The organism is Pseudoleptotrichia sp., from assembly GCF_057270515.1.
This window is the reverse complement of sequence record NZ_DBHIXS010000007.1, coordinates 49,559-75,596: the sequence shown is the minus strand read 5'-3', so window position 1 is coordinate 75,596 and position 26,038 is coordinate 49,559. Positions and strand designations below refer to the sequence as shown.

At 29.8% G+C, this 26,038-nt stretch carries 26 protein-coding genes and 1 riboswitch; of the genes, 19 read left to right on the top strand and 7 right to left on the bottom strand.

Going from position 1 to position 26,038, the window contains the following annotated elements; genetic code table 11:
• Positions 1–10: 10 nt before the first annotated feature.
• The 5 genes from ACO5J6_RS06820 to dnaA are packed head-to-tail and all read right to left on the bottom strand — an operon-like array spanning position 11 to position 4,121.
• A complete protein-coding gene (locus tag ACO5J6_RS06820) occupies positions 11–277 on the bottom strand; it encodes a DUF370 domain-containing protein (RefSeq protein WP_485642952.1) in 267 nt (88 codons plus the stop codon).
• Positions 278–307: 30 nt separating this feature from the next.
• Positions 308–1,387 (bottom strand): DciA family protein, encoded by a 1,080-nt coding sequence (locus ACO5J6_RS06815; RefSeq protein ID WP_485642951.1) that lies wholly within the window; start codon positions 1,385–1,387, stop codon positions 308–310.
• Positions 1,377–2,471, bottom strand: a complete 1,095-nt coding sequence (recF, locus tag ACO5J6_RS06810; protein WP_485642950.1) for a DNA replication/repair protein RecF — start codon at positions 2,469–2,471, stop codon at positions 1,377–1,379. The genes ACO5J6_RS06815 and recF overlap by 11 nt, the downstream gene beginning before the upstream one ends.
• Before the next feature lie 37 nt (positions 2,472–2,508).
• Positions 2,509–2,742 carry a S4 domain-containing protein YaaA gene (yaaA, locus tag ACO5J6_RS06805; RefSeq protein ID WP_485642949.1) on the bottom strand — a complete coding sequence of 78 codons (234 nt, stop codon included), beginning with the start codon at positions 2,740–2,742 and terminating at the stop codon, positions 2,509–2,511.
• 29 nt (positions 2,743–2,771) lie between these two features.
• Entirely contained in the window at positions 2,772–4,121 is a 1,350-nt protein-coding gene (dnaA, locus tag ACO5J6_RS06800) for a chromosomal replication initiator protein DnaA (protein ID WP_485642948.1), read from the bottom strand.
• Positions 4,122–4,557: 436 nt separating this feature from the next.
• Positions 4,558–4,731: riboswitch (cobalamin riboswitch) on the top strand.
• A gap of 249 nt (positions 4,732–4,980) precedes the next feature.
• On the opposite strand from dnaA, the gene nikB reads away from it, so the two are divergent.
• From nikB to mnmG, 14 genes are all read left to right on the top strand, one after another.
• A complete protein-coding gene (gene nikB, locus ACO5J6_RS06795; protein WP_485642947.1) occupies positions 4,981–5,922 on the top strand; it encodes a nickel ABC transporter permease in 942 nt (313 codons plus the stop codon).
• 2 nt (positions 5,923–5,924) lie between these two features.
• Positions 5,925–6,746: a nickel transporter permease gene (gene nikC, locus ACO5J6_RS06790; protein ID WP_485642946.1), complete on the top strand. Its 822-nt coding sequence runs from the start codon at positions 5,925–5,927 to the stop codon at positions 6,744–6,746.
• Between the two features lie 168 nt (positions 6,747–6,914).
• Positions 6,915–8,489, top strand: coding sequence for an ABC transporter substrate-binding protein (locus ACO5J6_RS06785; RefSeq protein WP_485642945.1), 1,575 nt, complete (start codon positions 6,915–6,917; stop codon positions 8,487–8,489).
• A gap of 71 nt (positions 8,490–8,560) precedes the next feature.
• Positions 8,561–9,346 (top strand): ABC transporter ATP-binding protein, encoded by a 786-nt coding sequence (locus ACO5J6_RS06780; protein ID WP_485642944.1) that lies wholly within the window; start codon positions 8,561–8,563, stop codon positions 9,344–9,346.
• On the top strand, positions 9,285–10,178 hold the full coding sequence (locus ACO5J6_RS06775) for an ABC transporter ATP-binding protein (RefSeq protein ID WP_485642943.1): 894 nt from the start codon (positions 9,285–9,287) through the stop codon (positions 10,176–10,178). Before ACO5J6_RS06780 ends, ACO5J6_RS06775 begins: the two co-directional genes overlap by 62 nt.
• A 251-nt stretch (positions 10,179–10,429) precedes the next feature.
• A complete protein-coding gene (rpmH, locus tag ACO5J6_RS06770) occupies positions 10,430–10,567 on the top strand; it encodes a 50S ribosomal protein L34 (RefSeq protein WP_485642942.1) in 138 nt (45 codons plus the stop codon).
• Between the two features lie 59 nt (positions 10,568–10,626).
• The gene (gene rnpA, locus ACO5J6_RS06765) at positions 10,627–10,953 is read left to right on the top strand and encodes a ribonuclease P protein component (protein WP_485642941.1); all 327 of its coding nucleotides are present in this window, start codon (positions 10,627–10,629) and stop codon (positions 10,951–10,953) included.
• On the top strand, positions 10,953–11,162 hold the full coding sequence (yidD, locus tag ACO5J6_RS06760) for a membrane protein insertion efficiency factor YidD (protein ID WP_485642939.1): 210 nt from the start codon (positions 10,953–10,955) through the stop codon (positions 11,160–11,162). The genes rnpA and yidD overlap by 1 nt, the downstream gene beginning before the upstream one ends.
• 24 nt (positions 11,163–11,186) lie before the next feature.
• Entirely contained in the window at positions 11,187–11,861 is a 675-nt protein-coding gene (locus tag ACO5J6_RS06755; protein ID WP_485642937.1) for a YidC/Oxa1 family membrane protein insertase, read from the top strand.
• 3 nt (positions 11,862–11,864) lie between these two features.
• Entirely contained in the window at positions 11,865–12,752 is an 888-nt protein-coding gene (locus tag ACO5J6_RS06750) for a Jag family protein (RefSeq protein WP_485642936.1), read from the top strand.
• Positions 12,753–12,773: 21 nt separating this feature from the next.
• Complete coding sequence (gene mnmE / locus ACO5J6_RS06745; RefSeq protein WP_485642934.1) at positions 12,774–14,141, top strand: tRNA uridine-5-carboxymethylaminomethyl(34) synthesis GTPase MnmE; 1,368 nt, start codon at positions 12,774–12,776, stop codon at positions 14,139–14,141.
• Positions 14,142–14,153: 12 nt separating this feature from the next.
• Positions 14,154–14,924 carry a ParA family protein gene (locus tag ACO5J6_RS06740; RefSeq protein WP_485642932.1) on the top strand — a complete coding sequence of 257 codons (771 nt, stop codon included), beginning with the start codon at positions 14,154–14,156 and terminating at the stop codon, positions 14,922–14,924.
• The gene (locus ACO5J6_RS06735) at positions 14,918–15,832 is read left to right on the top strand and encodes a ParB/RepB/Spo0J family partition protein (protein WP_485642930.1); all 915 of its coding nucleotides are present in this window, start codon (positions 14,918–14,920) and stop codon (positions 15,830–15,832) included. The genes ACO5J6_RS06740 and ACO5J6_RS06735 overlap by 7 nt, the downstream gene beginning before the upstream one ends.
• Before the next feature lie 195 nt (positions 15,833–16,027).
• Entirely contained in the window at positions 16,028–17,938 is a 1,911-nt protein-coding gene (gene mnmG, locus ACO5J6_RS06730) for a tRNA uridine-5-carboxymethylaminomethyl(34) synthesis enzyme MnmG (RefSeq protein WP_485642928.1), read from the top strand.
• Positions 17,939–18,414: 476 nt separating this feature from the next.
• Here mnmG and ACO5J6_RS06725 read toward each other — a convergent pair whose 3' ends face one another.
• Together ACO5J6_RS06725 and ACO5J6_RS06720 are read right to left on the bottom strand one after the other, a co-directional pair.
• The gene (locus ACO5J6_RS06725) at positions 18,415–19,110 is read right to left on the bottom strand and encodes a TMEM164-related integral membrane acyltransferase (RefSeq protein ID WP_485642927.1); all 696 of its coding nucleotides are present in this window, start codon (positions 19,108–19,110) and stop codon (positions 18,415–18,417) included.
• A 122-nt stretch (positions 19,111–19,232) separates the two neighbouring features.
• Complete coding sequence (locus ACO5J6_RS06720; RefSeq protein ID WP_485642925.1) at positions 19,233–19,844, bottom strand: outer membrane beta-barrel protein; 612 nt, start codon at positions 19,842–19,844, stop codon at positions 19,233–19,235.
• Between the two features lie 805 nt (positions 19,845–20,649).
• On the opposite strand from ACO5J6_RS06720, the gene ACO5J6_RS06715 reads away from it, so the two are divergent.
• From ACO5J6_RS06715 to ACO5J6_RS06695, 5 genes are read left to right on the top strand one after another with little or no spacing between them, the layout of a single operon-like run.
• The gene (locus tag ACO5J6_RS06715; protein ID WP_485642924.1) at positions 20,650–21,945 is read left to right on the top strand and encodes an exopolysaccharide biosynthesis polyprenyl glycosylphosphotransferase; all 1,296 of its coding nucleotides are present in this window, start codon (positions 20,650–20,652) and stop codon (positions 21,943–21,945) included.
• Between the two features lie 35 nt (positions 21,946–21,980).
• Positions 21,981–22,850 carry a glucose-1-phosphate thymidylyltransferase RfbA gene (gene rfbA, locus ACO5J6_RS06710; RefSeq protein ID WP_485642922.1) on the top strand — a complete coding sequence of 290 codons (870 nt, stop codon included), beginning with the start codon at positions 21,981–21,983 and terminating at the stop codon, positions 22,848–22,850.
• Positions 22,851–22,855: 5 nt separating this feature from the next.
• Complete coding sequence (locus tag ACO5J6_RS06705; RefSeq protein WP_485642920.1) at positions 22,856–23,749, top strand: glycosyltransferase family 2 protein; 894 nt, start codon at positions 22,856–22,858, stop codon at positions 23,747–23,749.
• 22 nt (positions 23,750–23,771) lie between these two features.
• A complete protein-coding gene (locus ACO5J6_RS06700) occupies positions 23,772–24,752 on the top strand; it encodes an ABC transporter permease (protein WP_485642918.1) in 981 nt (326 codons plus the stop codon).
• 14 nt (positions 24,753–24,766) lie between these two features.
• On the top strand, positions 24,767–26,032 hold the full coding sequence (locus tag ACO5J6_RS06695) for an ABC transporter ATP-binding protein (protein WP_485642917.1): 1,266 nt from the start codon (positions 24,767–24,769) through the stop codon (positions 26,030–26,032).
• The last annotated feature ends 6 nt before the right edge of the window (positions 26,033–26,038 follow it).

The window sequence follows — 26,038 nt, the reverse complement described above, 5'->3', positions numbered from 1 at the left end:
TTACTCCTTTCTAAAACACTATACTGTTTACCAGATTGTCATATTCATCTGCTCTCATTTTAAGAGCTCTGTTTGTGTAAGATGTTATATAGATAAACTTTTCCGTAAAAATAAGAGTTCGTTTCTTTTTTCCTTCATAGCATAAATTCAGTATTTTTCTTTTTCCGTTTTCCATAATTTTTTTATTATTTTTATTTAGAATAAAATCATCATAATCAACTAAAAATTCTATTTCTTTTAAGTTTATAAAAACGTTATTTTCAATATACAGATACATCTTTTTTTCATTTCCTCCCCTTATATTATATCATTTTTTCAGTTTTTTATAAATAGTCCGAAATTCCTTTTCATTTCTCAATTTTCTTATTATTTTACTCCTTTCAATATTATAAACCTCTTTATTGTCCGTTCCTATTTTATAGTCTATATAATTTTTTACATAAATTTCAAAATCGATATTGGCTTCCTGTTTTATCTCATTTTTATATTCTTCGCTGCATTCTATTTCCATATTTTTTGCAATATAAAAATAGAGAAGCTCACTGTATGCCCGCTGGGCTAAAATATCCCTTGCTTTATAATAAGTATATTCGTCCGTTCCTGTCTTTCTTATTGCTTCTTTTTCTCCTATTAAAGGATTTTCCGTAATAACTCTTCCCATATTTTCAAGTTTTATATTTTCTTCCCGCTCATAACATTCAGGACATATTTCCTGATTTTGCAGCGGATAAAATATATCCTTGCATTTTTTACATCTTATGTATCCCGAAGAAAGCAGATAAATATCTTTCTTTTTTCTGTTTAAAGCTATCTTTTCAAGCTTTTCGGCTATATCTAAATATTTTTTATCTATTTTGCTTATGCTTTTTTTTATTTTTTCAATTTCCGAAAAGGATAAGTCTATATCTTCTGAAAATACCTGTTCCGTGTCTTTTTTATTTTTTTCAATCTCATATATTCTGCTTTCTTCTTTTATTATATTTTCTTTTATATTTTCTTTTGCTTCTTTTGTATTTTCTCTTTTTTCACTGTCTTTATTTTTTTTTCCTGTCATTTCTTCTATCAGGTTTCTTTTTATTTTTCTGTTGATTTTTCTTATTTCCAGTTCACTTACTATCTCTTTCTGAAAAATATCATTTATTTTTTGAATAATTATATTCCGATGTATTACAAGACTGTGGTAAATAACTGTATCATTAACATTTACAATCATTTTTCCATTATAAAGATTTTTAGGAAACGAGTTTCTGCCAATTTCTTCTCCCGTAATTTCTGTCCATTTTTTATTTATCTGCCATAAAATATATTTTTCACTGTTAAATAGGGATATTTTTGATTTTATAATATTTGAAACTATATTTTCCGCACTTTTTATATCACTTTTCATCGGTTATCACTTTCCCTTTTTCAATGATAAATTTTTTCCCTTTTATATTCAAATCTTCAGTGGAAGTTATAAAGCATTGGATTTTTTTATTTATAAAATAATCGAGTATACTCTTTTTTCTCACCTCATCAAAATATGAGGCAATGTCATCCATTATAAATAACGGATATTCATTCTTTTCTTTTACAAGCATATCTATTTCGGAAATCTTGAGGGAAAAAATAATGGATTTTTTCTCTCCCTGGGAAGAAAAAGATTTCGCATTTTTTCCGTTCAGCTCAAATATAAAATCGTCTTTTTGAGGTCCTGTCAGGCTATATCCCAATATTTTCTCCCTTTCGCTTTTTCTTTTTACCGTTTCCCTGAATTTTATCATTATTTCTTCCCTTGTCTTTTTATCGGTATCACCTAAAAAACAGTCATATTTCAGTTTCAGCTCGGATTTTGAATCAAACAGCTTTCTATAATTCAGATTTAGGAGAATGGATATATTTTTTATAAATTCCCTCCTGTAAATAATTATATCAGTACCTTCTTCCAAAAATTTTTCATTGTATATATCGTATATTTCTTCATTTGTCTTTTTTTCCTTTATGAGTCTGTTTCTCACTTTCAGAATTTTTTCAAAATCCACTATTGATTTTAGGTAGTCTTTTTTAGCCTGGGATATTTCATAATTAAAGAAATTCCTTCTTACGGACGGATTCCCCGTGATAATCTCTATATCTTCGGGAATGAAGGATATTATATTCAGCAGTCCTACATAATCAATGTATTTGTTTTTATTTTTATTTATGTAAAAATCCTTTTTCTCTTCATTTACATCTATCGCAAGGGCATTTTCTTCATCATTTCTGTTTATATATTTTCCAAAGACGATAACTCTGTTCTTATTATATCTGAAAAGTTCCTTTATTTTTTTTGTTCTGAAACTTTTTCCGGTTGCTAAAAAATGAACAGCTTCGATAAAAGTTGTTTTACCCTGTCCATTTTTTCCATATATTAAATTAAAATTTCTGTCAAGTTCCGTTTTTGTATCTTCCAGACATCTGAAATTACTGTAATTTATCTGTTTCAAATACATACATTACCTCTTTTTCAGAGATTTTTACAATATTTTTCTATTTTATTATTATTTTTTCATCATTAAACTCAATAACATCTCCCGAATACAACTTTTTTCCCCTTCTTGTCTCTATTTCTCCATTTACCTTTACTTCCCCGTTTTGAATAAAGCTTTTGGCTTCGGCTCCGGAAGCTGTAAAATTTGCCCATTTTAAAAGCTGGTCCAATTTTATAAATTCTGTATTTATTTCAATTTCTTCGACATTTTCTTCAATATCATCTTTTTTCATAAAAATTTTCAGCTCCTTCTCCTACTATATTATTGTACTATTTTCTGCTTTATTCTGTCCAGTTCTTTTTTAAACACCGCACTCTCTTCCATTCTGCTTTCTATTTTTCTAATACTGCTTATGACCGTACTGTGGTCTTTTCCTCCGAAAAGTCCTCCTATCGTAGTCAGATTCAAATCAAGTATGTCTTTTATGAGGAACATTGCTTTTTGTCTTGCGTCGACTATTTCCTGTTTCTTTTTTCTCGCTTTCATTTCCGATACTGGAATTGCATATTCCTGAGAAACTATTTCTATTATCTTTTCAGCAGTTATTTTGGACTGCTGACTTCTTATTCTGTTTGCAAGTTCGTCCTGTACCTGCTGCAACGTTATTCTTTCATTGAGAAGTTTTGCCCTTGCGGTTATCAGTGTCAGTATTCCTTCGAGTTCTCTCACATTGGAGCTTACCGAATCTGCTATATATTCTAAAATATTGTCGTCTATTTCTATGTTTTTTGTTTCCACTATATTTTCAAGTATGGCTTTTCTTGTTTCATATCCGGGCTGCTGTATTTCCACCGACAGTCCCGAAACAAATCTGGACTCCAGCCTTTTGGACAGATTTTTTATGTCTTTAGGATATCTGTCGCTAATCATTATAATCTGTTTTCCCGACTCCTGCAACTTATTAAAAGTATGGAAAAACTCCTCTTCAGTATCTCCGCCTCCCCTTGCAAATATTTTTTCAAAAAACTGTATATCATCCAGAAGAAGTACATCAAGACCTCTGAAATTGTCCCTGAAATTTTTTATTCTTCCTTCTCTTATTGCCGTAATATATTCGTTGGTAAATTCCTCGGTAGTACAGTAAAAAACCCTTTTTTCAGGACTTTTTTCCAGAATTGCATTTCCCACAGCCTGCATCAGATGTGTCTTTCCAAGACCCGAACCCCCATATATAAAAAGCGGATTATAAACGGGAATATCATTTTCTATGACTGCAAGACAGGCATTAAAAGCCATTTTACTGTTATCTCCCACTATAAAATTATCAAGCCTGTTTCTTATGTTCAGCCCTGTTTTCATCTTATTTCTATGTTCTCTTATTCTGAAAGTGCTGTCCTGTATCTGTTCTTTTACTTTTATATTAAAAACAGCCTTTATTTTTTCATTGGAAACTATAAAAATATCGTTTATTGTTTCTTCTATTTCATTTTTATACTTTTCCATTGCATCTTTCACAAGAGACGAATTACAGTTCAGTAATAATGTTCCGTTTGATAAATCAGCTGCTTCGGTATTCTTAAAATACATATTGTACTCCACATCATTTACAGTCCCTGTTTTTTCAAAAATCTTCAATATTTTTTCCCATAACTCGGAGGCACTTACTTCCATTTTTAAACTCCTTCAAAAATTATTTGTGATATGAATATATCACAAAAAAATCAAATAATCAAGGCAACCTCTTTTAAACTTTTCCACATACTTTTCCACATAATCAAAAGCTATTTTAGAAATATTTTTGACTTTTCCACATTTACACTATGTTTTCCACATTGGTTTCTTTTCTTATTTCACGAACAAAATTTTTTTTTCCCACATCCAAATTTTTTTTCTTAATTTTTCGTTTAAAAAAAGTGGATAATTATTTATCCACATTTTACCCTGAAAATAACAACAGTTTTTTATTTTACAAAACTTTCGTTTTTCAAACTTCCAACAAAAAAACATCCTATAATAATACTAATAATAAATAATGTATTTTAATATATTATATATTATATACTGTGGAAACAAAAAAACTTGACTTTCAAAATATTTGTGGTATCATATAAAATATAAAAATATAGGTGTTTACAAAACTTAATAAGGAAACCGGTTAGAATCCGGTACAGCCACCTCTACTGTGATACTGACGAAAGTATATAGACCACTGGAGAAAATTCGGGAAGGATACGAGTAGAACGAAGTTAGTCAGGAGACTTGCCTAATATTTAAATTATAATTTTTCGGGAAGGGAAAAATTTAATATATAATTATAGATGAAATATTAAACACATTTCAAAACACAACATTCATTCATTTTTTCGTCTATTCTGGATATATGACCTGATTCAACTTTCCCGGTTGAATTTTTTTATTTACATTAGAAAGATTACCTTATAAAAAAGTCATCCATTCACTACTAAAATCATAAATCTTTGAAAAGGAGAAAGAACTGCCTTATAAATAAAAAAACAGTTCTCACAAAAAAATGAAAAAAAACAAGAAATTTTTAAAATATATTATACAGATACTCATTGTACTTTTCGGAATAAGTTTTCTGACATTCTGTCTTGTTTATATATCCCCCGGAGATCCTGCCGAAGTGATGCTGACAGAATGCGGACATATTCCCACACCCGAACTTCTGGCACAGACAAGAGCTGATTTGGGTCTGGATAAGCCTTTTTATGTCCAGTATTGGAAATGGCTGTTCGGAGTATTACAGGGAAATTTTGGAAAATCATATTCACTAAGAATACCCGTAATTCAGAAAATAGCTTCGGCATTTATGCCTACATTATATCTTTCATTTATGTCATTATTTCTGATGTGTTTAATTTCCATACCTCTTGGAATATTCGCAGCGGTAAAGGAAAATAAATGGCAGGATTATCTAATAAGAATGATGACATTTATAGGAATGTCGATACCAAGTTTCTGGCTCGGACTTGTACTGTTGAGTATATTCGGAGTTACACTGAAAATGGTATCGGTATCGGGAGGAAAAGCCGATTTCAAATCAATGATTTTACCCGCATTTACAATAGCGGTAGCTATGTCGGCAAAATATATAAGACAGATAAGACACATATTTCTCGAAGAATTGAGCAAAAGTTATGTAACGGGTGCAAGAATGAGAGGAATAAAAGAAAGAGATATTTTATGGAAGCATGTATTACCGAACGCAATGTTACCTATAATAACACTTTTAGGTCTTTCCCTTGGAAGTCTTTTAGGAGGAACGGCAGTTGTAGAAATAGTGTATAACTGGCCGGGAATGGGAAAAATGGCGGTAAAGGCCATATCTTCTCAAGATTATCCGCTAATTCAGGCTTATGTCCTTATAATTGCATTTTTATATTTGATAGTAAACATTACAGTGGATATTTCATATAAATATCTGGATGCAAGAGTCGAGGAGGTAATCTAATATTGAAAAAAGTAAAATTCACAGGAAAAAGTATTCGGATGATGATATTTTTTTCATTGGCTGTAATAGTAATATTAGTAGCTATTTTTGCTCCCATTATAGTACCAAAGGATCCTTTTAAAGCTGTAGCTCCCAGCTTGCAGGCTCCGTCCAGGGAGTATATTTTCGGAACGGATCAGCTCGGAAGAGATTTATTTTCAAGAATTATATATGGTTCCAGATATTCGATATTTATGACTTTGACTTTAATTTTTATAGTCTTTGCTGTAGGTACAGTACTGGGAGTAATAGCCGGTTATTTCGGAGGAATAGTGGATACTGTAATAATGAGACTTGGAGATATGATGATAGCATTTCCGGGACTCATACTTGCCATAGCCATAGCAGGACTCTTAAGTCCAAATGTAAAAAATTCAATTATAGCCATAGCTATAGTTACTTGGATAAAATATGCAAGACTTTCGAGGAGCATGGTACTGAAAATAAAGCAGGAACTGTATGTGAAAGCTGCAAAAATAACAGGAAGTAGAGATTATTCAATAATATTCAAATATATAATGCCCAATATGATAACTACTATGATAGTAACGGCTGTTTCAGATATGGGAACTTTGATGCTTGAAATAGCGGCTCTTTCATTTTTAGGATTTGGAGCTCAGCCTCCGATACCTGAATGGGGAGCAATGCTCAATGAAGGAAGGGAGACTTATACAAGAGCTCCTTGGACGATGATTTATCCGGGTCTTGCCATAGTAACGGTAGTAATTATTTTCAATATGTTGGGAGACTCTGTAAGGGATTTAGTGGATATAAAAAATGAATAATATAAATTATAAATAATATAAAATTATCTATTATTCTGTCTTGATATGAAATACGGAATTTATTATAAAAATTTAGGTTTTATGACATATTTATGACATATTTTTATTATAATTTATAAATAAAATTTATATAAAAAATAAAAAATTAATATAATAAAGGAGAAAAGAATGTTGAAAAATCGAAAAAATAGATTTTTAATTTTAATTGCAGTATTATTTACGTTGTTTGTAGCATGTGGTGGAGGAAATAAAGAGGGAAACTCCGGAAATAATAGTGGAAATCCTGATGAACTCGTAGTAGGAGTAACTTCATTTGCTGACACTTTGGAACCTACAGATCAGTATTTCAGCTGGGTTGTAACTCGTTACGGAGTAGGAGAAAATCTGACAAGTTTTGACGATAAAGGAAACTTGCAGCCGTTGCTTGCTGAAAGCTGGAAATTGAGTGATGATAAGTTGGAATGGACTTTTAAAATAAGAGACGGAGTAACTTTCTCCAACGGAAATCCATTGACAGCGGAAGCGGTAAAAAAATCGATAGAAAGAGTGTTTGAAAAAAATAAAAGGGCTGAATCTTTCTTTACATACACTTCAATAGAAGCTGACGGACAAAATTTAAAAATAAAAACAAAAGAACCTGTGGCAATATTGCCTGAATCTTTAGCAGACCCGTTATTTCTTATAGTAGACACTACAGCAAATACGGAAGAATTTGCCCAAAAAGGACCGATAGCAACAGGACCGTTCATAGTTCAGGAGTTCAAGCCGGGAGAATATACGGTAGTAGTAAGAAATGAAAAATACTGGAATGGAAAAGCAAAACTTGCAAAAGTGACATTTAAAGATATAAATGACCAGAATACAAGGGCATTGTCATTAAAATCAGGAGAAATAGATGTGGCATACAATCTGAAAGTTACGAACAAAGCTGACTTTGAAGGAGATAAAGATATCGTAATAAATGAGTTAAAATCATTGAGATCGACTTATGCCTTTATGAACCAGACTAAAGGTCTGAAAGATAAAGTATTGAGAGAAGCGATAATAAGAGGAGCAAACAGGGAAAATTATACTCAAAATCTATTGCAGGGAGGAGCAACTCCGGGAAAAGCCCCTATTCCTCCGACATTAGATTTCGGATTTAATGAATTGAAAGATGAAAATGCCTATAACCGTGAAAGTGCTAAAAAGTTATTGACAGATGCAGGATATAAAGATGTGGACGGAGACGGATATTTAGAAAGACCTGACGGTTCAAAACTTGATTTGAATTTTGTAATTTATACGAGCAGGGCGGAACTCGGTATTTATGCTCAGGCACTTCAGGCTGATATGAAAGAAATAGGAATAAAAGTAACTTTAAAACCTGTAAGTTATGAGACAGTTTTGAGTATGAGAGACGATTCAAATTTTGATATGCTAATATGGAATGTACTTGCTGCAAATACTGGAGACCCTGAAAAATATCTGAATGAAAACTGGTACAGTAAAGCCAAGACAAACAAGACAGGATATTCCAACCCTGAAGTGGATAAATTAATCAATGAATTGTCAAAAGAATTTGACAAAGCAAAAAGAAAAGAGCTGACAATAAAAATACAGCAACTTATAATGAATGATGCCGCTACTTTGTTCTTCGGATATGAAACAACATTCCTTTACAGTAAAAAATCCGTAACAGGGCTGAAAATGTATCCAATGGATTATTACTGGATAACAAAAGACGTAGCTAAGACTAAGTAGATTATAAATAATAAGAAAAATTATAAATAAAAAATATGAATAAATATTTTATGTTATGCGAGGGAGTATTTATGCTGAAGATAGAAAATTTGACAATTCAGTACGGAGATAAACTTCCGGTAGTTGAAAATTTTTCTTTATCATTAAATAAAGGTGAAATAATAACAATAGTAGGAGAAAGCGGTAGCGGAAAATCTACCGTTCTTTCTTCTATTTTAGGATTATTGGCAAATAATGGAAAAATAATTTCGGGAGACATTGTCTATAATGGAGAATCCCTGCTCAGGAAAAACATCAACCAATGGAGAGAAATTAGAGGAACAGAAATAACGATGATTTCTCAAGATTCGGGAGGGACTCTAAATCCGATAAGAAAAATAGGAAAGCAGTTTGTTGAGTATATTCGGACTCATTCGGATTTGTCAATTAAAGAAGCTGAAAAAAAAGCAAAAGATATGCTTTTTAGAGTAAATCTGCCTGATTCCGATATTATTATGAAAAGTTATCCTCACCAGCTGTCGGGAGGAATGAAACAGAGAGTCGGAATAGCTATGGCATTGACTTTTCACCCTAAAATAATACTTGCAGATGAGCCGACAAGTGCTCTCGATGTGATAACGCAGGCACAGATAGTCAAAGAGATAATGGACTTAAGAAAGACATTTGATACATCCATAATTATAGTAACTCATAATCTCGGAGTTGCAGCATATATTTCCGATAAAATAATAGTTATGCAAAATGGAAAAATAGTCGATAAAGGAGATAAAGATTCGGTAATAAATAATCCTCAAAGTGATTATACAAAAAAACTTCTGGAAGCTGTTCCTGAAATTGGAGGTGAAAGACTTGTCTGATGATAAATTCAGTGATAAAGATATAATTCTTGAGACTAAAAATCTTACGAAGATTTATGAAAAATCAAATAATAAAAAAGTAGCAGCCTGTAACAATGTAAATCTAAAAATTTATAAAGGAAAAACATTGGGAATAGTCGGAGAATCAGGCTCGGGAAAAACAACACTTGCAAATATGCTCATGGATTCGGAAAGTCCCACTTCGGGTGAGATCCTCTATCATGGAAAGGACATAAGTAAATTTACAAAAAAACAAATCTGGGAAAACAGACAAAATATACAGATAGTCTTTCAGGATCCATGGTCAGCTTTCAATCCTAAGATGAATGTTATGCAGATACTTACGGAACCTCTTATGAATTATAATCGACTGAAAAGGTCTGAAAGAAAGGAAAAAGCTGTAGAATTATTAAAAATGGTTGATTTACCTGAAGAATTTGTAACAAAATATCCTCAAAATATGAGTGGAGGACAAAGACAGAGATTAGGAATTGCAAGGGCTATTTCTTTAAAACCTGAAATAATTATATGTGATGAAGCGACTTCCGCTCTTGATGTATCCATTCAGAAAAAAATAGTGGAATTGCTCGTAAGATTACAAAAAGAAAAAAATATAACTATGATTTTTATTTGCCACGATATAGCTTTGATAGAATCTTTTGCCCATGAAATAGCCGTTATGTATCATGGTGATGTAGTAGAAGTCATCAGAGGAGGACAGATTTCTGAAAAAGCCTGTCATCCTTATACAAAGTCGTTACTAAAAGCAATATTTCCTGTACATAGTAAAACGAAATACGATAATGCAAAAGAAAATATAAATAAGCAGTAATAGCAGTAAATATTATAAACTATAATATTTTACACAGTTTGTGGAAAGAAGTTTAGTCCTAAGATTTCGTTTCAGGAAAAAAGAAGTCAAAAAAAGAGAAAAAATTTTAAAATTTGTATTTCCGAAATAATTCCAAAATAATAATTTTTAATAAATATTACTTGACTTTTTTGTAAATTTTGTTTATTATATTATGTAAACAGCTAAAAAATTAAGAGAATTATAATTATATAATTTCAGAAAGGAAAAAAATGACTAAAAGAACATACCAGCCAAATAAAAGAAAAAGAAAAAAAGATCATGGCTTCAGATCAAGAATGAAAACTAAAAGTGGAAGAAAAGTTCTAAAAAGAAGAAGAGAAAAAGGAAGAGCAAGACTATCAGCATAACCCGGTGATTAAAAAACGACACCGGGTTTTTAAAAAATGCGGAACAGAAGAGTATAATTATGCAGTCGGAAAGAATAAAGAAAAACAGAGAGTTTTCTTTTATATATAATAATTCTAAAAAAGTATACACAAGGTATGCTATTATTTTTATAAAAGAAAATAATACCAATCAGCAGAGATTTGGTTTTGTAGCCAGTAAAAAAACGGGAAAAGCTGTTCAAAGAAATAGGATAAAAAGACTTTTTAAAGAATTTGTAAAATTAAACAGAACAAAACTAAAAGAAAACACGGATTATATTTTTGTAGGAAAATCAAATTTAAAGGAAAATATAAGAAGTTTAAAGTATAAAGATATTGAAAAGGATATGTTAAAGGTGATAAAATAATGAAACATATATTTTTGTTTTTGATAAAAATATATCAGAAATTTTTTTCCGGTGCTTTTGGAAGAAAGTGCAGATTTTATCCGACATGTTCGGAATATTCAAGACAGGCCATAGAAAAATACGGTGCAATAAAAGGAGTATATTTAAGTGTAAAAAGGATATTAAAATGTCATCCTTTTCATAAGGGCGGATATGACCCTTTAAAATAACATATAAAATGGAGGAAATGGAAAATGGCGAAAGCAAGAGGAGGCTTTCTTAGAATATCTGCGATTGAAAATCTGGTTGTCGCAGTATTAAAAGGAATAAACGGAATAGTAGGAAATTACGGAATAGCAATAATAATAGTAACAATAATAGTGAGGCTTTTAATGTTTCCTTTGACTTTAAAGCAGGAAAAGTCAATGAAAAAGATGAGAGAATTACAGCCTGAATTAGATAAAATAAAAGAAAAATACAAAGACAACCCGCAGGAATATCAAAAAAGAACTGCCGAAATATACAAAGAAAATAATGTAAATCCTTTAAGCGGATGTCTGCCTATATTGATTCAAATGCCGATATTTATAGCTTTATATTATGCTTTCAGCGGAGATGCCATACCAAATGACGCAACATTTTTATGGTTTCATTTGAAACATCCTGATGCATTGTTCAAAATAGGGACATTCACTTTCAATTTACTGCCGGTTTTAAACACACTGGTAACTTATACGCAGCAGAAAATGATGACAGGCAAAACAAAAGGACAGGAAACTAACAATCAGATGCAGTCAATGCTTTATACAATGCCAATTATGATGTTATTTATTTTTTATAATATGCCTTCGGGAGTAACTTTGTATTATTTAGTTTCCGGAGTACTTTCCCTCGTTCAACAATATTTTATAATGAAAGGAAGAGACTGATAAATGGATAAAATAATATTGAAAGCCCAAAATAGAGAAGAACTTGATAATATGATTAAAAGAACTCTTACTTTGGAAAGTGATGAAACTTTTAAAATAAATGTTGTTAAGGAACCTAAAAAAATATTATTTTTAAATTTTAAAGGAATATATGAAATAGAAATTGTTAAAAAATCTGAATTGGAAAGAAACGATAATAAAAATAATAAAAATGAAAAAAGAAATTTTGATAAATTTGAGAAAAAAGACAATAAAAAAGATACAAGAAAAGATAAGAAAAGCTCCAAAGAAAATTTCAAAAAAGAAAAGTTTGAAAAAAATAAATTTGATAACAAAAAAAATTCAGGAAATAAAATAAATAATAATTTTAATAATGCTGAAAATACAGTTACGGCTGAATATACAGAAAATATTGAAAATACAGCCAAAGAAATAAAGTCCGATGATACCAATTATGATAAAATCAGAAGTTTTATGAAAGAATTTATAGTAAATTCCAAATTGGACTTAAAAATAGTAAATATAGAAAAAAGCGGAGAAAGATACATTGTAAATGTTGACGGAAAAGATATAAGATACTTGATCGGAGAAAAGGGAAGTACATTAAACAGTGTAGAATATCTGCTGAGTTCCGTGAAAAATTTCAAAAATATGAAAGTAGTAATAGATTCCAATGATTATAAAAAGAAAAGGGAAGAATCATTGAGGGATCTGGCAAGAAAAAAAGGTAAAAAGGTTCTGGATACGGGAAGAAATATTAAACTGAACCCTATGTCGGCGAGAGAAAGAAAAATAATACATGAAGAAATCTCCTATATAAAAGGTCTAAAAACGGAGAGTGTAGGAGAAGAGCCTAAAAGATACCTTGTAATAAAAAGAACAAGAGACTAAAATTAAAAATGAGGTATAACAATGTTATTTGATACGATAGCAGCTATTTCCACCCCGAAAGGAGAAGGCGGAATAGGTATAATAAGAATATCGGGAGATAAATCATTTGAAATTTTAAGCAAAATATTTAATACGAAAAACCCAAATAAAGATTTGGGTTTTTATAAATTTAATTACGGATTTATCCATGATAAAGGAAAAATAATAGACGAAGTTATGATTGTAAGAATGAAAGCCCCAAAAACTTATACTTGTGAAGATGTTGTAGAGATAAATTGTCATGGAGGATATTTTGTTACGGAAAAAGTTCTGGAATTAGTTCTTAAAAATGGAGCAAGACACGCGGAAAAAGGAGAATTTACAAAAAGAGCCTTCATGAACGGGAGAATAGACTTGTCTCAGGCGGAAGCTGTAATGGATTTAATTCACGGAAAAACCGAAAAGAGCATATCCCTTTCCTTAGATCAGCTGAGAGGAGATTTGAAAAATAAGATAAATAATTTTAAAAAATCTCTGCTTGATGTTACTGCTCATGTAAATGTAGTTTTGGATTATCCTGAAGAAGGTATAGATGACCCTCTTCCAGAAAATCTGAGAAAAAATCTTGAAAAAGTATACGAAGAGGCAAATTTACTGATAGAATCCTATGATAAAGGGAAAAAAATAAAAGAAGGGATAAAAACGGTAATTGTAGGAAAACCCAATGTAGGAAAATCTACTCTGCTGAATTCACTATTGAGGGAAGAAAGAGCGATTGTAACTCATGTACCGGGGACGACAAGGGATATAATAGAAGAAATAATAAATATAAAAGGTATTCCGTTAGTTCTTACAGATACGGCAGGAATAAGAAAAACGGACGATATAGTCGAAAATATAGGTGTGGAAAAATCAAAACAGCTTATAGAAAAAGCCGATTTGATACTGCTCGTCCTTGATGCTTCCGAAAAGCTTGAAAAAGAAGATATGGAAGTCATCGAAAAAATAAAGGAAAATAATAAAAAAACAATAGTTCTTCTGAATAAAATAGATTTGGAAAGAAAACTTGATTTGAGCAGTTATAATCTCGAAAATATAGTCGAGATTTCAGCAAAGGACAATATAGGAATAGAAGAAATGGAAGATAAAATCTATTCCTACATCGTTGAAGAAGATGTGGAAAATACTTCGGAAAAGCTCATAATTACAAATATAAGACATAAAACAGCCCTTGAAAAGACAAAAGAAGCTGTAAAAAATATTTTTGAAACAATAGATACAGGGATGCCTATGGATCTGATATCAGTGGATTTAAAAGAAGCGTTGGATTCTCTATCTGAAATAACAGGGGAAATATCGTCGGAAGATATACTGGAGCATATTTTCGGAAACTTCTGTGTAGGAAAATAAGGAGGAAAAATTATGAAAAAAATAGTAATAGCAAATAATAAAGGCGGCGTTGCAAAAACGACGACGGCATATAATCTGGCTTCCTATTATGCCAAAAAAGGAAAAAGAATATTGGTCATAGATTGTGACCCGCAAGGAAATCTGACGGATGCTCTGGGAGTAGACCCTAATGAAGTGGACTGTACTATTTTCAATGCTCTTATGAAGAGAAACATAAAAGAAGCGATAATAAAGCTTCCTCAAGCTGAAAATTTTTACCTTGTTCCGAGCAACCTTGAGAGTGAAAGGGTAAATATAAATTTGTCATCCCAGTTAAACAGGGAAAGCGTACTTAGAAAGATTTTAAAAGAAGTGGAAGATGAATTTGATATGTGTATAATGGATACTTCTCCGTCATTGTCCATACTTACCCTTAATGCCATAGTTGCGGCAGACAGTATATATCTGACGTTGAGGTCCGGATATTTTGAATTGAGAGGAGCAGGACTTCTGATATCTACGATAAATGAGATAAAAGAAGATTTGAACGATAAATTGCAAGTAAAAGGACTTATACTTACCCAGTATGATATAAGAACAAGTTTATCCGTTGATTCAAAGGAGCAACTGGAAGAACATTTCAAAAGTACGATAATGAAAACAGTAATAAGACAGAATGTAGACTTGGCAAAAGCTCCTGCAAATGCTCAGGATATATTTGACTATGCTCCGATGTCCAATGGTGCCAGAGATTATGAAGATTTAGCTCTTGAAGTGCTTGAAAGGGAGGGACTGGAATGGTAAAAAAATCAAAAAATATATTTGAAAAGAGAAACCCTTTTTCAAATCTGAATAATGAAAAGACGAAAAAATTTGTAAAACAGCTGGATGAAGATGATAATATAAGAACGGAAATACTTAAAATAGAAGGTGCGGGAATAACTTCAGTAAATGAGAGAATTTTGAAAAAAATAGATTTTTCGGACAGGGAATTTATAAACAGAGAAATCAGTTTTGAAAAGATATTGGAAACCGAAGCAGTAAAAAATTTGGCAGAATCCATAAATGAAATAGGGCTTATAAATCCTGTCTACATAATAGAAAAAAAAGACGGAAAATATAAAATTTTGTCAGGTTTCAGAAGACTTTCAGCATTGTATTACGGGTATGAAAATATAAAAAACTTTAATCCTGTCGGTACAAATAATGTGATAATAGTTCCTGAAAATACGAGCTATGAGCTTTTAGATAAAATTTCCCTCCATGAAAATACGTTGAGGGAAGACTTGACAACATTGGAAATCTCTATGAAAATATGGAGAGAAAGCAGAAATAAAAAGAAAAACTCGGAACAGATAGCACAGGAATACGGAATTTCCAGAAGAACGGTTGCGAGATATTTAAGAGTTGAAAAATATCCGGAACAGCTTCTTGAAAAGCTTGATGAAATAAAAAATATAAGAAAGTCCGATACTATTTTCAATTATCTCAATCAGACAAATTTTGAGAATATGGAAAAGAATATAGAAAGGCTTTCTCAAATGGAAATTTCCGATATAGAAAGGGAAATAAAGAAACTGGCACTGAATATCGATGACAGTAAAATATTTGTCAAAAAAGGTAAAAAATCGACTTCATTTGAGATACAGGGACGGCTTACCGACGAAGAAATAGAAAAAGTAAAACAGATAATTCTGAAAAGATTATTTTAAAAATAAAAAATTTTATAACAATAAATACAAAGAAATTATATTTTTTTAACGAAATTTTATTTACAAAAAATATTTATTTATTTCATATTTTTTATTATAAGATTTTGAATAAATTTTGAGTATAATTATTTAATATTTTTATACAATAGATTTTTTAATTTAAAACAATATAAAATAAAATCAAGGAAAAATAAAATGAAAAAAAATTATGACATAATAGTTGTGGGAGCAGGGCATGCAGGAGTGGAAGCTGCCCTTGCAGGAGCAAGACACGGGCTGAAAACGGCACTTTTTACCATTTATCTGGATAATATAGCTATGATGTCCTGTAATCCGTCAGTAGGAGGACCGGGAAAAAGTCATCTTGTTTCGGAATTGGGAATGCTCGGAGGAGAAATGGCAAGACATATTGACAACTGGAATTTGCAGCTGAAAAATCTCAATCATACCAAAGGTCTGGCTTCCAGAATAACAAGAGCACAGGCTGATAAATACTGGTATAGAATAAAAATGAGAGAAGTCGTGGAAAAAGAACCAAATCTTGAAATTATACAGGGAATTGTAACCGATTTGATAATAAAAGATAAAAAAATAATGGGTGTGCAAGACAAACTCGGCGTAAAATATGGAGCTAAGGCGGTTATTCTATGTACAGGAACATTTCTGAACGGAAATTATATAATGGGAGATGTAAAGTATTCCGCAGGACGTCAGGGTGAACCTGCAAGTGATGATTTAGCCGACAGACTTGCCGAATATGGATTTGAACTGGACAGATACCAGACTGCGACTCCTCCCAGAATAGACAAAAGAACTATTGATTTTTCTAAAATGGAAGAACTGAAAGGTGAAGAAAAACCAAGGTATTTTTCCTACGACACTCAAAAAGAATATAATGCCACTTTGCCGACTTGGCTTACATTCACAACCGAAAAAACAATAGAAGTGGGAAAGGAAATGCTGAAATATTCGCCCATTGTAACAGGGATAGTGAGTACGAAAGGACCAAGACACTGTCCTTCGCTGGATAGAAAAATATTGAATTTTCCTGAAAAGAGCAATCATCAAATATTTTTGGAACAGGAAACAATAGAATCCAATGAAATATATGTAAACGGATTTACGACAGCAATGCCTCCCTTTGCACAGGAAGCCATGCTTAAGACCATTACAGGACTTGAAAATGCAAGAATAGTAAGATACGGGTATGCAGTAGAGTATAACTTTATTCCTGCACATCAACTGAACCTGTCTTTAGAAACAAAAGTGATAAAAGGGCTTTATACAGCAGGAACTATAAACGGGACAAGCGGTTATGAGGAAGCCGCATGTCAGGGATTTATAGCCGGAGTAAATGCCTCAAGAAAAATTTTAGGTAAAAAGGAAATAATCATCGACAGAAGTGAAGGGTATATAGGAGTGCTTATAGATGATATAATAAACAAAAAAACGCCTGAACCGTACAGAGTATTACCGTCAAGAGCCGAGTACAGACTGACTTTGAGGCAGGATAACATATTTATAAGATTACTCGATAAATCTAAAGAAATAGGGCTTTTAAAGACTGAAAAAATAAAAGAATTGGAAAATTCCAAAAATGAAATAGACAGAGAAATAGAAAGATTGAAGGCAGTAATTATTTATCCTACAAAAGAAACTAATGAAAAACTTGAGAAAATAGGAATAGAATTTAATAAAAAAAATGAGAAAGAAAGTATATCAGCAGGCAATTCAGAAAGTAATTTTAAAAATAGTGCAAATAATCCTGTTTCAGCTTTTGAATTTCTCGCAAGAAAGGAAATAAACTACGATAATTTGTCAGAGTTTATTGAAACTGAAAAATTACGACCTATTGTAAAAGAGCAGGTAGAAATAAATGCCAAATACAATGTTTTTATCGAAAGAGAAAAAGCCCAAATAGAAAAATTCAGAAAACTTGAAAAAATGAAAATACCTGAAAATATAGACTATGAAAAAATACAGGGATTGAGTAACATTGCAATTTCGGGTCTTATTTACGGGAAACCGGAAACAATAGGGCAGGCAAGCAGAATAAGCGGTGTTACTTATAACGATATTGCCCTTTTGATAGCAATGATAAAATAAAAGAAGTTCCCTTATAAAGATAAAAAGATGCATTATAGAAATTATATAATATAATAAAAAATATATTTATTCATTTGACAAAATTTCACTCATAAAAAATATTCATTCACTATTGAAAAAATGAAAACTCGCTTTCGCTCAAACAGTTCATTTTTTCTACTGCTCATATCATATTTTTTATTGTTAAATTTTGAAGAACTCATAAATATATTTTTTACATAATTTCATTATAAACTTCTTATGTTTAGGGAACTTCTTTTATTTTGTAACACTATTTCCATAGTTTATCAACACATTTTCCACGTGAAACAAAATTATATTCCACAAAATTATATATCTTAATATTATTTTTTAATTTTTATAGTCTTAATCAAATAATAATACTTACCTTTCCAGTTTCAGCTTAACTGAATCACTGAAAAATCTTCGTCGATTAAAATAATGATACTGTATTATTTCAATTTTAGACTACTCAATTATAATCTTTTCTTTTTTGAAAATCTTTCAGAAAAAGGCAGATACATCAAGAACATAATAAATAACATACTTATAATCAAAACGATAATATATAAACCGAAAGGTTTTATAAAACTCACCATTGGAGCGATATAATCGTTTAAAAACATGGCATTTGTTCCAAATCTCAAATTATAAAAATAAGAAAATAAGAACAGACCTAATAAAACTGCGCATGAACCTATAAATCCTTTAAATGTAATTTTTTCCTTCAAATACACAAATCCATAAATAACTCCTACAAACTCAAGGGCGTGCATAATCATAAAAATATAGACATACACGGGATAATAATAATAGGTTACTCCCGGTAAAACCAAAGCAAAAGCCGCTCCGAAACTTAGAAAATACATCAGATTAAAGAAAAATCCTTTTCTTGTAATTAAAAATATGCCAGCAGCTATAGCCGCAAAATTACATAAATGGATAGGAACCGTATTGTAAACTGGCTCATATTGATACACTATCCTGTATACGGAGTCCAGAAGCTTAAAAAGTAAAATAAAAATACCTAAAAAGACAGAATATTTTTGTAAATTTATATTTTTATACAGTTTCGGAATAAATAAGAGTATTATACATATTACGGCAGATACTATAAAACTGTATAAATGTATCTGACTGAAATATGAAAAGTATAAAGTTTCAGGTTTCAAAATATACCTCCATAAAAAATAATTTAAATTAAAACAAAGGTATTATATCATTTTATTAAATAAAAAACTACCTTTGTACGAAACAAAGGCAGTTAGTAGTTTAAATATAGAAATCTTTTTAATTAAAATCCGAATGAATATCCTAATCCTAAAGTAAGAGTTCCATGGTTAAGGTTGAATTTATCTTCATAACGTGTAAAACCTGTATTAACAGTTCTATTAACTCTCATTGAGTTCCAGTTGTAAGATAAATCAACTACGAAGTTTTTATATTGTATACCTGTTCCGATACCTGTATATAGTCCTCCTTTTATTTTAGCTTCTCCTCTTTCTAAAATATTTCTCCATTTCATGCTTCCTGAGTTAAAAGAATATCCTAAATTAGCTTTAACATAAGGAGTTACTTCTGAAGAGTTTTTAAAATTATATCTTGTAGTTAAATATAAAGGAACTTGATGTATACCTTTTTTCTCAAAAGAACCTTCTTCATTTAACTTGTTGTGTTTGTAGGCAATTCCTCCTCCAAATTCCCAAGCATCTGTTAAGGAAGTTCTGTATTCAGCGGCAAGTTCAAAACCATTTTTTGTAGATTTTTTGTTCAATTCTGCTCCGTCACTGAATCCTCCTTTAAATTTTCCGCTATGAGATAAGTCTGCACCTGCTCTAAGTTCAACAGTGTTAGCTGCCATAGCAACTGAGCTTATTAAAGCTCCTAATAATAATAATTTTTTCATTGATGTTTCCTCCTGTAATAAATAATTTACTAAATGAATTAGGTATATTATAACTCTTTTCAAACGAAAAAGCAATATAAGAAATAAAAATCGACGAAATATTCTAAATAATTTTATAAAACTTGTAATTTGATGATTTTAATTTATATACAATCGATAAGTAAATAAATTTATGATATACGACTTAAGAATTTCTGAAAATAAAAAATTTTTAAATAAGAAAGTTTTGAATAAAAAAGTTTTGATAAACGAAAAAATAAAAGTATATTTTTAATAGATTAATATATAAAATATATTTAATAGCCAGTTATATTTATAATTTTAAAATGATTAATAAATATTAGAAAAAAATTATGAAAAAAAGAGTAATTTTAAATTCAGGCTGTTCATTGTAATAATTCAAAACAAAATAATAAAATATGTTTTAAAAAAGATTTTTAAATATAGATAAATTTTTAAGAAAATTCTAAAATTAGATTTTTTCATTTTGGAAAATATCAAAGAATTGAATAATATAAATTTTATATAATTATCAATAATTTAGCGACGAAATAAAAAAGAAATTAAATAAAAACAGGGATTATAAGCTATTATATAAATTTTTCATTGTTAAATTTTATATATTCATATTATATAAAGGTTCTTTGCGGATTATTGTTCATAAAGATAAGAAAAACGGGTGTAATTGTAAATAATATGTTTGTATATAAAAACATGAAAATAATACTCCAAGTTGTAAAAACAGAGAAAAAGTGTTATAATCTCTATAAATAATTTTATAAAAATTTCTTGAAAAGAGGAATTTATGAAAATTGAGAAAAATACAAAAATATCATTGATTTATATAGTTTTACTTTATTTATTATACAATTTTTTATTTCAGAAATTTGATTATACTATAAGATATCTTATAAACTTTGTATTTTTGGTTCTAATTTTTGTTAAATTTGTATTCGGACAGCTGGATTTTTATGCCGAAAGATTTAGATATAAGGATGTATTTATAAATCTCGGGATAAATGCTATTTTTTCTGTTATAATTTTCGTATTTTTAAGAGATTGGGACATATTCCTGATTTTTGCGATAATTTTTATGTTTGATTTGATATTCAGAAGACTGGTATGTTTAAAATATGTAAAAAAACGGAATGTACTCATTTTCGGCTCAAATCATATTAAAAATAATGTTCAGAAAGATTTGATAAACAGTCCCGATTACCAGTATATCGGTTACATTTCTGACAATAAAAGTAGAGCTACTGAATATTTAATAGGTAGATACGATGATATGGAAAAAATAATACAGGAAAGGGAAATAGATGTTCTTGTAATAGTCAAAGATATAAAAAGTGAAAGTTTTAAAAAATATTTAAAAAGAATATTTGATTTGAAAATAAACGGAATGAAAGTATTGAGCTATGATGAATTTAATGAAAATATACAAAGAAAAATAGATGTAGACAAGATAGATGAAGAATGGCTTTTGGAATCTAACGGATTTGATATATTGAGCAATGAAAGCCAAAGAAATATAAAAAGAGGGCTTGATCTGATTATAGCAATTATTCTTATGATATTGACATTTCCGATATGGATTATAACCGCTTTAATCATAAAAATTGAGTCGCCCGGGCCTGTGATATTTAAGCAGGTTCGTATAGGTGAAAATATGAAAAAGTTTAAAATATACAAATTCCGAAGCATGAAAATCCATGATATGGAAAAATATCCTAAATACACTATGGATAATGATGATAGAGTTACAAAATTCGGAAAATTCATAAGAAAAACAAGAATAGACGAATTGCCTCAACTTTTCTGTATTGTAAAAGGTACGATGAGTTTTGTAGGACCGAGACCTGAATGGGAGCTTTTAGTTGAAGAATACAAAGAAAAAATCCCTTATTATAACTTAAGACATATGATAAAACCCGGAATTACAGGCTGGGCACAAGTTATGTATCCTTACGGAGAATGTATAGAAGATGCTAAAAGAAAACTGGAATACGATTTATATTATCTTAAAAATCAAGACCTAATAATGGATGTTCTGACTGTAATAAAAACGGTAAAAATTGTATTGTTTGGAAAAGGGAAATAATAAATTTGATAAAACGAAATTTCGGAGGAGGAAAAATGAAAGGAATTATTCTTGCAGGAGGAAGCGGAACAAGACTTTATCCCTTGACAAAATCAATTTCAAAACAGATTATGCCTATATATGATAAGCCTATGATTTATTATCCCTTATCTGTTCTTATGTTAGCAAACATAAAGGAAATACTCATAATTTCTACGGAAAGGGATTTACCTGTTTTTAAAGAATTACTTAAAGATGGAAGTGGGTTGGGATTAAAACTTGAATATAAAGTTCAGGAAAAACCCAACGGACTTGCAGAAGCGTTTTTAATAGGAGAAGAGTTTATAGGAAAAGACAACGTCGCCCTTATACTTGGAGATAATATCTTTTACGGAAGCGGATTTACAGGACTCGTAGAAGAAGCGGCAAAATTGAAAAAAGGAGCAATAATATTCGGTTATCCTGTAAAAGATCCAAAAGCTTATGGAGTAGTGGAGTTTGATGAAAATGGAAAAGCTGTTTCATTAGAAGAAAAACCAAAAGAACCTAAATCAAATTATGCAATACCGGGATTATATTTCTATGATAATACAGTTATTGAAAAGGCGAAAAAAGTAAAACCTTCTGCACGGGGAGAGATAGAAATAACTACAGTAAATGAAATGTACTTATCCGAAGGTAAACTTAATGTCAAAAATCTTGGTAGAGGTGTAGCATGGCTTGATACAGGAACTCACGATGCCCTGCTTGAAGCTGCAAATTATGTGGAAGCTATACAGAAAAGACAGGGATTTTATATTGCCTGTATAGAAGAAATTGCCTATACAAAGGGCTGGATAAATAAAGAACAGCTTAAAAAACTCGCAGAACCTATGATGAAAACGGAATATGGGAAATACCTTAAAGATTTAATAAAAGGGGAATAAACCTTGTGGAATACAAAGTAGAAATATTAATGGCGACCTATAATGGAGAAAAATATTTAAAAGAGCAGATAGAATCAATAATAAATCAAAGCTATAACGACTGGACATTATTAATAAGAGATGATAAGTCAAAAGATAATACAGTATCAATTATAGAAGAATATGAAAGAAAAGATAGCAGGATTAAATTATTAAGGGATAAAAAAGAAAATCTTGGATTTGTTAAAAATTTTGAAGAATTACTTAAGAGCTCCCATAAAGAATTTATAATGTTCAGCGACCAGGATGATTATTGGGAAAAAGATAAAATTAAGAATTATATTGAAATTTTGAAAAAAAATGAAAATTTAATACAAAAGCCTTTATTAATTCATTCAAATTCTTTTGTCTGTGATAAAAATTTAAAAATTATGAAACAAAAATTTATTAATTCTTTTAATGCAAGAGAAAAAGAAACAAATTCATATTTTTTTTCCTATATAGTTCAAGGGTCTACAGCCATGATTAATAAAAAGATGAAAGAAGTCAGTATGCCTTTTCTAAAAACGGTAACATTGCATGACAGATATTTTCATTTACTCGCAGAATTTTTTGGAAACAGAATTTTTATAGATAAAAGTCTTATGAAATACAGACAACACACAGACAATAAAATAGGAGCAAAAGGAAATATCCTAAGAAAAATATTGAAAAAGAGATATTTTGACAGTAATGACAGAAAACTGATTTTAGAAATAAAAGAAAAATATAAAGAAAAAATGAAAAAAGAAAAAATAGAGGAAATAAATAAATATTTGAAAATAACAGACATAAAAAGAAGCAGATTTTCAAGATTTATTCTGAGTTTAGATTTTAAAATAAACCTGAAAAAAAGATTGTTTCTTTTATTAAAAGGTTAAATAAGTAACAGAAAGGGAAAATATGAGCAAAAAAAAATTAATTTTTGGGTTATTGTTTCTATTAATGGGAGTAATTTCAAACACGGTAATTATAAAATATTTGGATATTGAGAAAATAGGATACGTAATTTTTCAGCAAATTCTAAAAATATTTTTCTGTTTCATAATTGATATTGTACTGTATGCTATTTTTAAAAAACTGAAAAATATATATTATTTAATAATAGAATTGAAGAATAATAGAAAATTAATTATAAATTTAGCTAAGAATGACTTTAAAACAAAATATGCAGGCTCATATTTGGGAATAATATGGGCATTTGTAAACCCTATTATAACAATTATTGTATATTGGTTTGTTTTTGAATATGGACTGAGAGCCGGATCGCCTATAAAAGGAGTACCTTATGTTTTGTGGCTTATGGCAGGTCTAATCCCTTGGTTTTTTTATTCTGATGGAATAAATAGTGCTACTAACAGTATGTATGAATACAGTTACCTCGTAAAAAAAGTTGTATTTAAAATAAGTATTTTACCGATTGTAAAAATAATTTCAACATTATTTATACAATTAGTCTTTATAACTTTTTTATTTGTAGTCGCATTTATTTATAAAATGTATCCTACAGTATATATGTTGCAGCTGTTTTATTATTTATTCTGTCTATTTTTTATTATTTTGGCTACATCTTATATAACATCGTCAATCATTTTGTTTTTTAAAGATTTAGGACAGCTCATAAATATATTTTTACAAATTGGTATATGGGCAACTCCGATAATGTGGAGTTATAATATAATTCCTGAAAAATATCAGTGGATTGTAAAACTTAACCCGATGCTGTATATTGTTGAAGGATATAGAGATTCTTTTATTAATAATATATGGTTTTGGGAAAAACAGATACAGACAATATATTTCTGGCTTATAAGTTTAAGTCTGTTTTTTATGGGAGCTATAATTTTCAAAAGATTAAAACCACATTTTGCTGATGTTTTATAAGAGAAAGGAGAAAAATGTCAAAAATAGCAATTAGTGTAAGAAATTTAACAAAAATATATAAATTATATGATAGACCGATTGACAGATTAAAAGAAACATTGAGTATTACAAAAAAGAAATATCATAGGGAGCATTATGCATTAAGAGATATTTCTTTTGATGTGAAAGAAGGAGAATCAGTAGGTATAATAGGGACGAACGGGTCAGGAAAATCAACAATATTAAAAATTATTACAGGAGTATTAAACCAGACATCGGGAGAACTGGAAGTTAAAGGTAAAATATCTGCTCTTCTGGAGTTAGGGGCCGGATTTAATTTGGAATATACCGGAATGGAGAATATTTATTTAAACGGAACAATGATGGGTTATACAAAAGAGGAAATAGATAATAAATTAGAGAATATTATTAATTTCGCAGATATAGGAGAATTTATAAACCAACCTGTGAAAACTTATTCTTCAGGAATGTTTGTAAGACTTGCTTTTGCAGTCGCAATTAATATTGATCCTGAAATTTTGATAGTAGATGAAGCATTATCAGTTGGGGATGTATTTTTTCAGGCAAAATGTTATAAAAAATTTCAGGAATTTAGAGATATGGGAAAGACTATAATTTTTGTAAGCCATGATTTGAAAAGTGTTTCAAAATACTGTGATAAGGTTATTTTATTAAATAAAGGTACTTTTATAGAAGAAGGCAATCCTAAAAAAGTAATAGATACATATAAAAAAATACTGGTAAATCAATTTGATAAGGAAATTAAGAACGAAAAAGAGAAAGAAAAAAATGTTGAAAGTAAAATTTCATGGAAATCTAAAATGAATTTAAATTCCAATAAACTGGAATATGGTAATAAAGATGCGGAAATAATCGACTTTGGAATATTGGATGAAAATAATATCCTGACAAATACAGTAAATAAGAATGAAAGTTTTAGAATAAAAATGAAAGTAAAATTCAACAAAAAAATTCAGGAACCTATATTTGCTTTTACAATTAAGGATATTAAGGGAAATGAAATTACAGGTACAAATACAATGATTGAAGAAGTTTACTTTAAAAATCCTGAAAGTAATGACGTAGTAGAAGTTGAATTTGAACAGATAATGAATTTACAGGGAGGGGAATATTTATTATCACTTGGTTGCACGGGATTTAAAGATGGAGATTTTACAGTTTATCACAGATTATATGATGTCTGTTCGATATCAGTAGTATCTTCAAAGGATAGTGTAGGTTTTTATGATATGAATTCAAAAGTTACGGTAGAAATATAAAATATT